Below are 13,493 nucleotides of genomic sequence, written 5' to 3'. Positions count from 1 at the left end.
CACAGCTGCCGGGGAATCGGGTAAAATATGCTGCCTTTTTAAACGGTCCCGCTTTGGTGCAGAAGCCGCCCCGGTGCAGATATAGCGCAGTCAGCGCAGATAGAGAGAGTAAAGCGATTACGATGGAAATCAATCCGATCATCAACAGCCTGAAAGATATAACCGAACGTACCGAGGTGCTGCGTGGCTATCTGGAATACCCGGAGAAGCAGGAACGCCTGGAAGAGGTCAATCGGGAGCTGGAAGATTCTGCTGTCTGGAGTGAGCCCGAGCGGGCGCAGGCGCTGGGTAAGGAGCGCGCGATGCTGGAAGGTGTGGTGCAAACCATTGATGATCTGACCGCTGGGGTAACCGATGCTCGTGAACTGCTGGAGATGGCGGTTGACGAAGATGATGAAGATACCGTCGAGGAAGTACGCAGCGAAGTTGCCAAGCTGGAGGAGTTGCTCAACCAGCTGGAGTTCCGTCGGATGTTCTCTGGCGAAGCGGATGCTAACAACGCCTATCTGGATATTCAGGCGGGCTCCGGTGGTACTGAAGCGCAGGACTGGGCGGAGATGATGCTGCGGATGTATCTGCGCTGGGGCGAAGACAAGGGTTTCAAAACCGAGTTGCTGGAATGTTCGGCCGGTGATGTGGCCGGTATTAAGTCCGCGACTATCAGTTTTCAGGGCGCTTATGCCTTTGGCTGGCTGCGTACCGAGACCGGGGTTCACCGTCTGGTGCGTAAATCACCATTTGACTCCGGCGGTCGTCGTCACACCTCGTTCTCTTCGGTGTTTGTCTCCCCGGAGATCGACGACAATGTAGAGATCGATATCAACCCCGCCGATCTGCGGGTGGATGTGTACCGCGCTTCTGGTGCAGGTGGTCAGCACGTCAACCGGACTGAATCCGCAGTGCGTATTACCCACGGGCCGTCAGGCATCGTCGTGCAGAGCCAGAGTCAGCGCTCGCAGCACCAGAACAAAGACACCTGTATGAAGCAACTGCGGGCAAAACTGTACGAGATGGAGATGCTGAAACGCTCCGAAGCCGCGCAGGAACAGGAAGATAACAAGGCCGATATCGGTTGGGGCAGCCAGATCCGTTCTTATGTGCTGGATGACCAGCGGATTAAAGATCTGCGTACCGGTGTACAGAGCAGTAACTGCGATAAGGTGCTGGATGGCGATCTGGATCTGTTCATTGAGGCTAGTCTGAAGGCCGGACTTTAAGTTTTAAACACTGAGAAAGCTATTGCGCTTGTGCTGACGGCGTTAAAAACGCGCTCAACATGCTCACCTGCAGTCGTAGGCTCCGCTGTTTCGCATGTTTTTGCCTTGTCAGCCCTGCGCTTATAACGCTTTCACCGCGTTTAAGTGGCTGCGCTCGCTGGCGTAACGCTTAAGCGATTTAGCAAATATGAAGAGATTGTGATTTAGCGATCTCTGGAATTAAAGATTTAACCATTAAAGGTTGCACATAAAATGTCTGAAACTATTCAGCCGCAAGATGAAAACCGCCTGATTGCGGAGCGTCGTGAAAAACTCAACACGCTGCGCGAAGCGGGTAACGCTTTCCCAAACACTTTCCGTCGTGACAGTTATGCTCAGGATCTGCAGGATCAGCATGGCAATAAATCGAAGGAGGAGATTGCGGAAGAGGGCATTACCGTCAGTATTGCGGGCCGGGTGATGCTCAACCGTGGTGCCTTTGGTGTACTGCAGGATATGACCGGGCGGATTCAGTTTTATGTCAATAAAGAAGCACGCGCGTTTGCCAAGTCGCTCGATCTGGGTGATATCATCGGTGTGACCGGTGTGCTGCATAAGTCGGGTAAAGGCGACCTGTACGTTGACCTGGGTGAGTATCAGTTGCTGACTAAAAACCTGCGGCCACTGCCGGATAAGCACAAAGGTCTGCAGGATACTGAGATGCGCTATCGTCAGCGCTATGTTGATCTGATTACCAACGAACACTCACGCAAAGTATTTGAAACCCGCTCGAAAATCGTAGCCGGTATTCGTAACTTCCTCACGGAAAAACGTTTTATCGAAGCGGAAACGCCGATGCTGCAAGTGATTCCTGGCGGTGCGAGTGCACGTCCGTTTATTACCCATCACAATGCGCTGGACCGGGATATGTTTTTGCGGATCGCGCCGGAGCTGTATCTGAAGCGTTTGGTTGTCGGTGGTTTTGAGCGGGTGTTTGAGATCAACCGTAACTTCCGTAACGAAGGTCTGTCGACCCGTCACAACCCTGAATTCACTATGATTGAGTTCTATCAGGCGTATGCGGACTACCATGATCTGATGGACCTGACCGAAGAGATGCTGCGCACCGTGGCGCAGAACGTACTGGGCACCACGACCATCGTCAACACTGTGCGCAACGAAGATGGCGAGATTCTGGAAACCTTTGAATACGATCTTGAGAAGCCGTTTACCCGTCTCAGCGTATTTGATTCTATCCTCCACTATAACCCGGATATCACCGCAGAAGCCCTGGCGGATGACCATGCTGCCCGGCAGATTGCTGAGCGTATGGATATCGATGTGAAGGACAGCTGGGGCTTGGGTAAGGTGCAGATCGAGATTTTCGAAATGACCGTTGAGCACCGTCTGCAGCAACCAACCTTTATCACTGAGTATCCGACTGAGGTATCACCGCTGGCTCGTCGTAGCGATGCCAATCCGTTTGTGACCGATCGCTTTGAGTTCTTTGTTGCTGGCCGCGAGCTGGCCAATGGTTTCTCCGAGTTGAATGACTCTGAAGATCAGGCGGAACGTTTCCAGGCACAGGTGGCTGAAAAAGATGCCGGTGATGATGAAGCGATGCACTACGATGCCGACTACATCAACGCCCTGGAATATGGTTTGCCGCCAACCGCAGGTGAAGGTATCGGTATCGACCGCCTGGTGATGTTGTTCACCGACTCTGCATCGATTCGTGATGTTATCCTGTTCCCGGCGATGCGTCCCCGCGGCTGATGCGTCTTTGAACCGAACCGGTTAATCTATAAGGGCTGCCCACGGGTGGCCCTTTTTTCTTCAGGAATTTGTCGTCAGGAATATGCCTTCAGGAATATCTGTATGAGCTGGTTAATACCGCAACAGAAACGCCATCTGCCCGGTAAACGCTGGATCAGCATTATACTGCGCTCATTACATCTGGTGGGAATTGCCGGGCTGGGTGGTGCCTATCTGTTTCATCAGCCGCAGACGGTCTGGTTGCCCTACCTGATTGTTGGTGTTGGTAGCGGCATACTGATGGTGCTAAAGGAGCTGTACGTTGATGCTATCTGGCTGTATCAGTTGCGTGGCCAGCTGGTGTTGTTCAAATTGATATTGTTGGTGACCGGTATTTACTGGTTTTCCCAGCCCCAGGCCTGGATCTACATTCTGGTCATCCTGATCTCTGGAGTCATCTCCCATGCGCCGGGTAAAGTACGTTATTACTCGGTTATCTATGGTAAAACCCTGACTCGCGAAATATGGCAGGGTCAGGTTAATATAAAAATTCGTGACTGTGGTGATAACTGAATGAGTGAGGATTGTGTGATGGCACTGGAAAATGCCCCCAGCTGGCAACCCTGGTTAAATGCTGAGTTTGATGCCCCCTATATGCAACAGCTGAAACAGTTTTTACAGCAGGAGAAAGCGGCTAAAAAAATTATCTATCCCCATTCAAGTCACTGGTTTCATGCCCTGGAGGCAACGCCTCTGGATGAGGTGAAAGTAGTGATTATCGGGCAGGACCCCTACCATCAGCCGGATCAGGCCCATGGACTCTGTTTTTCGGTACGTCCGGGTATCAAAACACCCCCCTCGCTGGTGAATATCTATAAAGAGTTGCAAAGTGATCTGGGCGTTACACCGGTAAATCATGGTTATCTGGAAAGCTGGGCAAAGCAGGGGGTGTTGCTGCTGAATGCTGTGCTCACGGTTGAGGATTCACAGGCGGCCTCCCATCAGGGACGGGGCTGGGAGCAGTTTACCGACCGGGTGATCGCTACCGTGAATGAACAGTGTGAACATGTGGTCTTTCTGCTGTGGGGTAGCTATGCGCAGAAAAAAGGCGCCGTCATCGATCCGCAGCGTCATCTGGTGTTGAAATCTGCTCACCCTTCGCCGCTGGCCGCTTACCGCGGCTTCTTTGGCTGCAAACATTTTAGTCAGGCGAATGGGTATCTTGCGGCTCATGGTCGTCGCCCGGTTGACTGGCAGCTCCCGGGGGACATTAGCAGCTAGACGCGATTTCGTCGCTTGTCAGAACAGCGCTGCGCGCCTGCTGGTGGCTTTTCACGGCTAGAAAGAGCGGTAATAGGGCGTTACGTTAAGTTGAATTATTGCACTTCGAACTACGGCTTGTTAAGGCTGCATTATCGTGGAGGTGGTGTAATCGATGGCGGGATCTTGCTTGTCGCTATTCATTTTTTGTAATCGATTATTTGCACTTGCTTGTAGCTTATCGAGTATTTCAAAGAATATTGTTACTTCGCCGGGTGATAGAGAGGCTAAAGCGGCTTCATTTCTTAATCTGAGCGACTGACTGATTTCATCATAGATCGCCTGGCCTTTTTTACTCAGGGTCAGGGGGTTGCGACGAGCGTCAGATGGGTCGGTCTTTCTTATTATAAGTCCCTGATTTATAAGTTTTTTTATATTTCTGCTGGCGGTTGCTTTGTCAAAATTCATTGCTTTGACGATATCTACAGCAGAGGCTTCTTTTCTTGCTCCTAAGATAAGCAGATAACGTGCATCGTTCAGGTTTGTTTCTGGGAAAACTTCGGAATAATAATAATTGCTGAAATGATCCAGAGTGCTGCTGATGCGAGTCAGCTTTGCCGCTAACATCTGTTCCAGATCAAGTGGGCTTTGGTATTTATCTTTCATCTACGATGATACTTGAGTCGGTTTTTAATTAACTCAATAGTAATTGAGTACAAGTCGTTAGGATAAAGATTATTCGTTTTAAGTAAAGCGTGAACAGCTTCCTTTTAGCGGGTTTATGCGGGCAGCTGTAGGTGCCGATATTCTTGATGCGTCTTTTGACTATTCAATTGATCGTCTATTTGACTATGTGTAGAGCTTTTATGTTTTATATGAAACATAAAATTTCATAGGTGTTTTGCATAAATTTGCAATCCTTCTTGTTTTTGTGGGTTTTATCGACATGCTGCCTTATTTTTTTGCTTTTTAGGTCGATATTCTACTCTCAGGTATTTCTAAAATAGTTGCATGTGAAACTATATTTAATTATGGTTCGCTTGTCAGTTCTCACTTTCCAATGGGAGCAGGTTAATGCCAGCCCATGTTGTTTGGTCGGTGTGGGCTTTTGTTACATGGACTCAAGCCGGTATGTAGGAGCGTCATGCGCCGCATTTTGAATACTGAAGGAGTATTTTATGATTAATCGTTATGGGCAGAAAATTAATGGGCAAGCTGCCTGGGATGGGGATAGCCTTAAATCGAACCTGTCGTGGGTCTATTTGCTTTCAGAAAAGGAGCAGGAGGTGCTTGATCTGGCGCTGAAGCACCTGAATGATCAGGGCATTAAGGCGCCGATGTTTGAAAAAAGTGACTTCCCCATTGCTGAAATGCAGGAAGGCATTGAGCGCATTCTGGATGAGTTAGAAGAGGGGCGGGGGTTTATCCTGATAAGAGGGCTAAATGCGGATCGCTATGATGAGAGTGAGCTACAGTCTATCTATTACGGTCTGGGCTTACATCTTGGCCAGGCTGTGAAGCAGAATCCTAAAGGCGACCTGCTCGGTATGGTGATCAATGTCGGTGATCTTAACGACAAGAATACCCGGGTTTATGAGACCAACGCCTATCTGCCTTACCACACAGACCTGTCCGATGTGGTAGGGTTGTTGTCGATTAAAAAAGCCAGGGAGGGAGGGATGAGCAGCCTGGTCAGTGCGGCAACTATCTATAATACGATCCTGGATGAGGCGCCTGACCTCCTGGATGTGCTGTATCAACCGTTTTATTTTGCTCACCTGGGTGATGAAAAACCAACGTTGTCGCCTATCTTCAGTTATCACAAAGGCAAGCTCAGTTGTCGTTACTTACGCCAGTATATTGAGCTTGGACACGATATTGAGGGCGTGCCCTTGAGTCAGAAGCAGATTGAAGCGATGGATCTGTTTGACGATATCATGCACCGCAACGAGGTTAAGCTCGACATGATGCTGGAGCCGGGCGATATCCAGTTTGCTAACAATTACATGGTGCTTCACTCTCGAACCGGGTTCGAGGATTATGAAGAGCCTGATCGATACCGCAAGCTTGTCCGTCTCTGGCTGAAAATGCCCAATGCGCGAGAGCTTGCCCCTTCTTTTCCAGGCCGGAACGGCTTTTCTGATTAACTCTGTATCTAGGAAGTAATGCCATGTATAAAACTGATGATGTGGATGTCAGATTCGCTTGCCCGGAAGGTATGTCGGCTGGCGAATGGGAGCTAAGGGTAAAGCTGGCATATTGTTATCATTTGGTAGATTTTTTTGGGTGGACAGAGACCATCTTTAATCATATATCCGCTCGTGTTCCGGGTGAGGAGGGCTGCTATTTAGTTAATCCCTTTGGTCTTAACTACACAGAAGTCTCGCCGCAAAATTTGCTTAAAGTTGACCTGGAAGGAAATAAGGTTGAACCTTCTGAATATGACGCGAATCCGGCAGGTTTTGCCCTGCACAGCGCCATCCACGGAGCGCGTAGCGATATCCACTGTGTAGTGCATACTCATACCAATGAGGTTTCTGCCATAGCACAGAAAGTGAGGGGGTTTGGGCATGATGATTTTTATGGTGCGCAGCTATATAACCGGGTTGGTTACCATGAGTTTGAGGGTATTACTTTATTCAGGGAAGAGCGGGAGCGTATGCTCAAAAGCTTAGGTGATAAGCACATTTTAGTGCTTCGAAACCATGGTGTTGCGGTAGGCGAAGCGGATATTGAGCGAACCTTTTTCTTGCTCTGGACGGTACAGCGTGCGGCAGAAATTCAGTTGGCTGCTGGTGCTCTTGGTGGCGAAGATAATCTGCTTTTGGATGAGGTTAAGTCCCGGTGTGCGAGCTTGACTCAGCAGTTGATCTCGGAAAGTGGCTTTGCAGTCAAATTTTACGATGCAATGGTGCGAAAGATGATTGCTGAAAGGGGGGCATCTTGGTGAAGCCAGACCGGACGGCGCTTTTTGCCTGTTGGTGGCTGGGAAGATCAGGAACTTTAAAAAACGGATACAGTAAACTGCTGATTGTGTTACGCTTTTTCTAGCCACTAGCCACTAGCCACTAGCCAGCGGCGAAGTTTGTCTGTCGACTGAAAGGAGACTCCCTATGCCTGAGACGGTTCGTTTGAAAGTATTCCATCTGGATACAGATGCCCTGGAGACTCTTTCCCAGTTACTGGATCTGCGTCTGGATGAGATCTGGGCGGGTGGCTTGCATACCTGTCTGGGGCAGGATATGAACCGCGCCTGCTGGTTGCGATTCCGGTTGAGCGATGAACAGTGGATTGAGGTGAGCGTTGAGCGGCACCCGTTTGCCGATGGTTTTACTGTCGGCAGTCTGGTGGTTAAGGAGGTTGACGCGGTTGTCCCACGCCCTGAACAGTGCAGCTGGATCAGTCTGCCTGCGGCTGCCAGGGTCTCCTCTATTGATCTCTATGAGCAGCGGGAACTGATCGACATTGTCGCAGCAGAACTGAATATTCCCTCAGAATCCCTGAACTATGATGCGTTGCTGGTGCTGCATCTGGATAACGCTTCGGCGATTATGCTGGGGATGGAGCAGGACTTTGTCGATGGCGAGCTGGTTATTTTGCAAACACCTCACCCGGAAGCTCAGGTTGGGCCCAGTATGCGCCTCAGGCGTAAACTGGGAAGGAGTTAGAAACTTGCTAGTCTTGCTAGAACCAGCCTGTTAAGGCTGTTTTGCTCACCTCTGCAATCGAAAGGCCTATAGGAAAGTGCAACGCTGTATTTGCAGAAAAGGTAAAATCCAGGGGGCTACTCAATAGAAAAAAACCGCCTGATTCGGCGGTTTTTTATTAATGCATTATGTGATCAGGCGCGGCCGGTAAATTTACGCTCTTCGACATTAACCTTGATGCGGTCGCCGGTGGAGATATGTTCCGGTACCTGCACTACCAGTCCGGTAGACAGTTTCGCTGGCTTGGTGCGGGCCGTAGCAGAACCACCTTTAATTGATGGGTCGGTTTCGATGATTTCAAGCTCGACAATGCCAGGTAGGTCCAGGGCCACGGGTACATCGTTCAGTACCATCACATGCATCCCCTGCAGATCTTCGGTAATGAACAGCAACTCATCTTCAATCGCTGATCTGTTCATGCTGTAGGAGGTGTAATCTTCACTGTCCATAAAGACATACTCATCGCCGTCAGCGTAAGAGAAGGTGGCCGCGCGACGGCTCAGATCAGCCAGCGTCAGCATATCTGAATCTTTAAAGGTCTCATCTATCTTGGCATTGGTGGCAACATTGTACATCCGCATACGATAGAGACTGCCTCCGGCACGCCCCTGAGGAACCGAGCGCTCGATATCCCTAACAATATAGGCTTCGCCGTTAATTTCGATGGCGGCATTTCTTTTTATTTCGCTAGCTTTTGGCATGATCTGTTGTTCCAGGATAAAAATGTAAGCGTAGTATAATCAGGTCTTCAGTTGGAAAAAATGGGGCGGCAAACATTTTCTGCATAAAGATGATCTCTGCCCGGCAGGTTGTCGGGGTTTGTCCACTGGTGTTGCCGCTCAAAGTCGCTGGGGCCGCTCAAAAAGCTCAGGGTCGAGCTCATAGGGCAGGTCCAGTCGTTCCAGTGGCTGTTCGTTGTTCTCCAGCGTCAGTATGACACTGTCATCATCAACGCTGCTTTTCAGAATCACCGCCAGCAGTTCGCCTCCATTGTCTGTGCTCATTGCTGCGCTGACCACGGTGCCGACGCCAGCACGGTCTGGTGTATTGATTGCCGTCCCGGCGGCGGGAGCCTGATCCGCGGTAAACGCCAGTCGGTACATCGGCCGGTTGAGCTTGCCCCGGTGTTGCAGGCGGGTGACAACTTCCTGGCCGGTATAGCAGCCCTTGGAGAAGCTGACACCTTCAAAGACCTGCAGATTGGTCATCTGGGGGATAAAGGTTTCCAGGGTTTCTGTCTGCAACGAGGGGATACCGCTGCGAATCTCTGCCAGCTTCCAGCTGTCGGTATCTGTCAGTGATGCCGCTGTTAATAGCGAGGTTAACAGGGGGCCTGCCTCGGTTGCTGGCAGCCACAACTCAAACCGATCTCCCGGCACCCTGATTAGCACGCCACCTTTAGCAGGGGTCGTATCGTCGTTTGCGGCGGGGATGCTCAACCCCTGAGCAGAGAGCAGCGCGCTGGCCTGTGCACCACTGATTCCCAGGCCAACGATCTCATCTGAGCGGTCCTGGCTCTGTGCTTTGGAGAAGATCATATACTTTTTCAGATTGGCCATCGCGGTGTCCAGAATCGACCGCTCGGTGCGTAGCCAGAAGCCACCTGCAACCGGCATCAACCGGCTCAGGCTAACCATACTGCCTTTGATATTGCAGTGCGAACCCAGCAGGCTTTTACCCGCGCTGACTTTTTTTACATCACAGGAGAGTTGACCCTGAAGAAATTTCTCCGCATCCGGCCCGATCACATCAAACAGACCCAGATGGGTCAGCGGGGTGATCGTGACTGTCGCATCGCTGTTCTTTGCGGCTGAAACCTGGTAGTTTCCCCGCTCATCAACCTGAACACCCAGCGCATTAAGCGTTTCTAACCAGCTCATAATATAACCTGAAAAAGTGTAAGTTTGTGTATGTAAGCGCTTGCTAACCTATAGTGGCTTGTTTAATCTTTTTCTAGCCACCAGCAAGCGGCGAAGCCGCGTCTAGCGAGTCACGCAGTGACGTTCTTGAACGGCTTGTTCACGAGCCGCTTATCGCCTGTCCCAGGCGAACCGGATCGTCCGCTTTCAGTGTTTCTGACCACTCTATTGCGTCTTTGCCAAACAGCAGAATAACGGTAGAGCCCAGCTTAAAACGCCCCATCTCCTCACCCTGTTGCAGTATAACGGGCTCAACCGGTTTTTGATGGTCGATACGCCAGCTGTTTTTCTTTACCGGGGCGACCTGACCGCCCCATACCGTTTCAATTCCGGCGACGATCATCGCCCCGACCAGTATCATCGCCATCGGTCCCAGCTCGGTATCAAATATTGCCACCAGTCGTTCATTGCGGGCGAACAGGTTGTCGACCCCTTTAGCGGTGGTTTGGTTGACTGAATACAGGTCTCCGGGCACATAGATACTTTCCCGCAGGGTGCCGGTGACCGGCATATGTACCCGGTGGTAATCGCTGGGTGAGAGGTAGATGGTGGCAAAGTGGCCGTGGATAAACTGCTCCGCCAGGTCAGCGTGCCCGCCTAGCAGGGTGCTGAGTCCGTAACCGCGGCCTTTTGCCTGCAGAATACGGCCATATTCGATTGCACCGATCTGACTGATCGCGCCGTCGGCGGGGGATACCACTGCGGCGTCATCCAGCGGGCGCATGCCGGGTTTCAGTGCGCGGGTGAAGAAGGCGTTAAAGTTGTCAAACTGATCCAGGTCTTCGATCAGTGCTTCGGACATATTTACCCGGTATTGTTTGGCAAATAGCTTAATAAAAGGGCGCTTGATCCAGTTGCAGCGGCTTTCAGCCAGATAACCTACCGCCCGTGACAGCAGATGTTGAGGCAAAAGGTGTTGCAGCAGAATAAACAGGGAATCTTTCACAGTCTGGTTTCCGAAATATCGTCCGATAAAAATAGAGTTTTATTAATAAGTGTTCTGAAACGGGTTTGTCACGGTTGTGCTGGCCTAAGGCTCAGGATTCTATTGGGGTGTCTTCCTGATTGCCCCACTCAAACCAGGAGCCATCGTAGCAGCGTACCTTGTCGAACCCAAGGTGTTTTGTGAACAGATAGCTTAGTCCTGAACGGCGGTGGGTCTGGCAGTGGGTTATCACGGTTTTATCCGGGGTAACGCCAAGGGCTGCCAGCTCGGCCATTATCTCCCCGGCGGGGCGCAGTTGCGGGGTTTCAGCAGACACCAGCGCGCGGGTCCACTCATAGTTGACCGCGCCGGGGATATGCCCACCCCGTTTCGCGTTAATGACTTTTTCACCGGTGTATTCTTGCAACGAGCGGACATCCAGCACGATATGGCCGGGATCTTCAAGGTGGTCGGTGATGTAGGGTATATCTGCGAGATAATCGGGCTTCAGTACTACCGGATAGTGGCTGGGTTGGGCCGTATTTATCGCTGTTTCGGTGGCGAAGCCTGCGTTAACCCAGGCTGGCAGATGGCCGTTAAGAAACGAGCAGCGTTGGTGGCCGATACTGTGCAGGGTCCAGATCATCCGTCCGGCCCAGGGCCCCATCTGATCATCGTAGACGACAACATGTTTATCTGCGGTCAGGCCGATCTCACTTAGCAGGGCGCTGAGCTGATCTGCTTCAGGCATCTTGTTGGGCACATTGCCATGGCCGCGCAATAATCTGGCCGGATCCAGATGGATGGCCCCAGGGATATGCGCTGCGTGATAGTGCTCTGCAGAGGAGAGGTCAACGATCAGCAGCTCTGTGTTGGGCGCATCATCGTGCGTTAGCTGGTTAAATAGCTGCTGAGCAGAGATAACTAGGGGCAGGCTCATTTATTGGCTCCGGCGCGTAATTTATAAACATGATCCAGACAGCGCCCGGCGCTACGACACAGATCTTTAAATTTTTGATGGTGGAAATCCTGCACCCCTTCCGCAGTGCCATCCCGGTCAGCGTAGATAATTACCACCGATCTGTTCGAAGCAAACAGAGATATCATCAGATAGTTCTGGTCACTGACATAGGGGATAAAGGTGCTGGGTAGCATCGCTTTGATCTGCTCACGGTTACTCTGGTTGACCAGTAAACAGGCGGGCTTTTCATTGAGTCGGCTGAACAGGCTTTTAGGTCCCAGGGCGTGAGTGGAATTCAGCAGGCTGTGACTACCCCCGAAACCTGCGGTTTTTACCACTTTAATGGTTTTACTTTTGGGCGGCAAAATAATCAGTGCAGCCCGTTTGATGCCCAGGCCACTGACTAAACCTTTTAACAGATCACTCAGCACCTGGGTGCCTTGAGAATAGTAATCCCCCAGTTCGTTAAAGCGCTGCAGATACTGGCGGTAAGTATCCTTATCGATAAAATCATCAGCCGGGTTGGGGGTGTCTGCTGCCGGGGGGCTTGTCTCTGAAGCCGAGTCGCTTATCTCAATCACGAAATCGTCGGCGTTGTCTTTGTTTATATCATCTGCCGAAAGGTTAGCCGCCAGACTGTTAGGTGCATCAGTCGGGCGAGTGGGCGCGGCCGGGATATTTACTGCTTTTGCCGGGGCGGTTTGTTGCTGCGCGGTTGCTGGCAGGTTGAATAGTTTTCGATCAACGGCTGTCAGCCGGTAGTTTGGCGCCAACTCGGAATCCAGCATCAGCATCTCTGTAGCGGGAGACAGTATCCCCGCTACATGGTAGTTGCGCGCCGCTAACACGCAGTTCTGATGCAGGAACGCCGTGGTGTGGTCCAGCTCTGCCCGCAGGTAATCATTAATGATATCGATCAGGTGGAGCGTTGCTTCGTTACCCCAGCCATAGTTCGCTGCCAGTGCCAGCCAGTTGCCCAACTTAACGGGGAAAAACTTTTGTTGGGTCAGATGGTTCAGTTGACGAAGCTGGTCGCCATCCAGGCGGGGGTCGCTTAAGGCGCGCTGGTGAAGCTGGAGAATCATCTGCCGGTTCAGGGGCGTGCTGTTTTCCAGTGTGACTCTGGCCAGGTTGCTAGCGGGCCAGTGGGTTAGTAAGCGTTTGGAAATGCCGTCAATGGTACAGCCGAGAATGCGGGTTTCAGCCAGTTCCGGGCTGGCCTTCTTTTCGCGGATCATGATCTGAATTTTGCTCATGTGCAGCGGTGCGAAATACCACAGCATCCAGTGACCGATAGAGTAAAACAGGGCTGCCAGGTAGCTCTCTTCTGCAAACATGCCACCGCGGCACTGCTTTAACCACTGCTGTACCTGTGTTGCTGCATGGTGACTGTTTGCCACTGAGCGGAAGTACATTTTCTGCGCCGTGCTGGTCGGGTTCAGACGGGTCGTGGGCAGGCTATTGATCAGCTCATCCAGTTTGTGTAACCCGAGAGAGCCGATGGCGTGATCAATACCGGTGATTTCCGATTGCTTTTCGTGGTGCAGCGTACCGGCGGCGAGTGCGACATGAAAGCAGAGCAAAGGGTCACTTTTGATCAGTTTGCTCAGCTGGATGACCGAGCAGCCGGGTTCGCTCAGCTTGCCCTGCAACCGTTTGATCATGCTGAGCCTGACCGGCGGCAGCTTGTCGCTCAGAAAGCTATACCACTGTTCAGCATTCTGTGGATTATTTGGTTCGGTCATCCGTCCTTACTGTCCCTTACTATCG

13 protein-coding genes are annotated in these 13,493 nt (G+C 51.4%); 7 read left to right on the top strand and 6 right to left on the bottom strand.

The window, feature by feature from the left end:
* Positions 1–122: 122 nt before the first annotated feature.
* From prfB to ung, 4 genes are all read left to right on the top strand, one after another.
* Positions 123–1,217: a peptide chain release factor 2 gene (gene prfB / locus ACQY8X_RS06770; protein ID WP_428034382.1), complete on the top strand. Its 1,095-nt coding sequence runs from the start codon at positions 123–125 to the stop codon at positions 1,215–1,217.
* 252 nt (positions 1,218–1,469) lie between these two features.
* Positions 1,470–2,972, top strand: coding sequence for a lysine--tRNA ligase (gene lysS / locus ACQY8X_RS06765; protein ID WP_428034381.1), 1,503 nt, complete (start codon positions 1,470–1,472; stop codon positions 2,970–2,972).
* Between the two features lie 102 nt (positions 2,973–3,074).
* Entirely contained in the window at positions 3,075–3,524 is a 450-nt protein-coding gene (locus ACQY8X_RS06760) for a hypothetical protein (RefSeq protein WP_428034380.1), read from the top strand.
* A gap of 18 nt (positions 3,525–3,542) precedes the next feature.
* A complete protein-coding gene (gene ung, locus ACQY8X_RS06755) occupies positions 3,543–4,232 on the top strand; it encodes a uracil-DNA glycosylase (protein WP_428034404.1) in 690 nt (229 codons plus the stop codon).
* A gap of 120 nt (positions 4,233–4,352) precedes the next feature.
* On the opposite strand, the gene ACQY8X_RS06750 is transcribed toward ung, so the two are convergent.
* Complete coding sequence (locus ACQY8X_RS06750) at positions 4,353–4,877, bottom strand: MarR family winged helix-turn-helix transcriptional regulator (protein WP_428034379.1); 525 nt, start codon at positions 4,875–4,877, stop codon at positions 4,353–4,355.
* A 512-nt stretch (positions 4,878–5,389) separates the two neighbouring features.
* Here ACQY8X_RS06750 and ACQY8X_RS06745 point away from each other — a divergent pair.
* The 3 genes from ACQY8X_RS06745 to ACQY8X_RS06735 all read left to right on the top strand — a co-directional run bounded on the left by ACQY8X_RS06745 (position 5,390) and on the right by ACQY8X_RS06735 (position 7,879).
* A complete protein-coding gene (locus ACQY8X_RS06745; RefSeq protein WP_428034378.1) occupies positions 5,390–6,358 on the top strand; it encodes a TauD/TfdA family dioxygenase in 969 nt (322 codons plus the stop codon).
* A gap of 23 nt (positions 6,359–6,381) precedes the next feature.
* A complete protein-coding gene (locus tag ACQY8X_RS06740) occupies positions 6,382–7,161 on the top strand; it encodes a class II aldolase/adducin family protein (protein ID WP_428034377.1) in 780 nt (259 codons plus the stop codon).
* A gap of 163 nt (positions 7,162–7,324) precedes the next feature.
* Positions 7,325–7,879, top strand: a complete 555-nt coding sequence (locus ACQY8X_RS06735) for a hypothetical protein (RefSeq protein WP_428034376.1) — start codon at positions 7,325–7,327, stop codon at positions 7,877–7,879.
* 173 nt (positions 7,880–8,052) lie between these two features.
* Here the strand turns inward: ACQY8X_RS06735 and efpL are convergent, their stop codons facing one another.
* The 5 genes from efpL to ACQY8X_RS06710 form a co-directional block, all read right to left on the bottom strand.
* Positions 8,053–8,619: an elongation factor P-like protein EfpL gene (gene efpL / locus ACQY8X_RS06730; RefSeq protein WP_428034375.1), complete on the bottom strand. Its 567-nt coding sequence runs from the start codon at positions 8,617–8,619 to the stop codon at positions 8,053–8,055.
* A 138-nt stretch (positions 8,620–8,757) separates the two neighbouring features.
* Positions 8,758–9,798 (bottom strand): YgfZ/GcvT domain-containing protein, encoded by a 1,041-nt coding sequence (locus ACQY8X_RS06725; protein ID WP_428034374.1) that lies wholly within the window; start codon positions 9,796–9,798, stop codon positions 8,758–8,760.
* A gap of 139 nt (positions 9,799–9,937) precedes the next feature.
* Complete coding sequence (gene asd / locus ACQY8X_RS06720; protein WP_428034373.1) at positions 9,938–10,783, bottom strand: archaetidylserine decarboxylase; 846 nt, start codon at positions 10,781–10,783, stop codon at positions 9,938–9,940.
* 91 nt (positions 10,784–10,874) lie between these two features.
* On the bottom strand, positions 10,875–11,702 hold the full coding sequence (locus tag ACQY8X_RS06715) for a sulfurtransferase (protein WP_428034372.1): 828 nt from the start codon (positions 11,700–11,702) through the stop codon (positions 10,875–10,877).
* A complete protein-coding gene (locus tag ACQY8X_RS06710) occupies positions 11,699–13,468 on the bottom strand; it encodes an HDOD domain-containing protein (RefSeq protein ID WP_428034371.1) in 1,770 nt (589 codons plus the stop codon). The genes ACQY8X_RS06715 and ACQY8X_RS06710 overlap by 4 nt, the downstream gene beginning before the upstream one ends.
* Positions 13,469–13,493 lie beyond the last annotated feature (25 nt).

This window comes from Amphritea sp. (genome assembly GCF_050300915.1).
Taxonomy (GTDB): domain Bacteria; phylum Pseudomonadota; class Gammaproteobacteria; order Pseudomonadales; family Balneatricaceae; genus Amphritea.
This window is presented reverse-complemented; position numbering and strand designations above follow the sequence as displayed.

What these genes read in the sequence shown, in the direction of transcription:
- prfB (WP_428034382.1), top strand. Translation starts at nt 123, where the DNA reads ATGGAAATCAATCCGATCATCAACAGCCTGAAAGATATAACCGAACGT.
- lysS (WP_428034381.1), top strand. Translation starts at nt 1,470, where the DNA reads ATGTCTGAAACTATTCAGCCGCAAGATGAAAACCGCCTGATTGCGGAG.
- ACQY8X_RS06760 (WP_428034380.1), top strand. Translation starts at nt 3,075, where the DNA reads ATGAGCTGGTTAATACCGCAACAGAAACGCCATCTGCCCGGTAAACGC.
- ung (WP_428034404.1), top strand. Translation starts at nt 3,543, where the DNA reads ATGGCACTGGAAAATGCCCCCAGCTGGCAACCCTGGTTAAATGCTGAG.
- ACQY8X_RS06750 (WP_428034379.1), bottom strand. Translation starts at nt 4,877, where the DNA reads ATGAAAGATAAATACCAAAGCCCACTTGATCTGGAACAGATGTTAGCG.
- ACQY8X_RS06745 (WP_428034378.1), top strand. Translation starts at nt 5,390, where the DNA reads ATGATTAATCGTTATGGGCAGAAAATTAATGGGCAAGCTGCCTGGGAT.
- ACQY8X_RS06740 (WP_428034377.1), top strand. Translation starts at nt 6,382, where the DNA reads ATGTATAAAACTGATGATGTGGATGTCAGATTCGCTTGCCCGGAAGGT.
- ACQY8X_RS06735 (WP_428034376.1), top strand. Translation starts at nt 7,325, where the DNA reads ATGCCTGAGACGGTTCGTTTGAAAGTATTCCATCTGGATACAGATGCC.
- efpL (WP_428034375.1), bottom strand. Translation starts at nt 8,619, where the DNA reads ATGCCAAAAGCTAGCGAAATAAAAAGAAATGCCGCCATCGAAATTAAC.
- ACQY8X_RS06725 (WP_428034374.1), bottom strand. Translation starts at nt 9,798, where the DNA reads ATGAGCTGGTTAGAAACGCTTAATGCGCTGGGTGTTCAGGTTGATGAG.
- ACQY8X_RS06715 (WP_428034372.1), bottom strand. Translation starts at nt 11,702, where the DNA reads ATGAGCCTGCCCCTAGTTATCTCTGCTCAGCAGCTATTTAACCAGCTA.
- ACQY8X_RS06710 (WP_428034371.1), bottom strand. Translation starts at nt 13,468, where the DNA reads ATGACCGAACCAAATAATCCACAGAATGCTGAACAGTGGTATAGCTTT.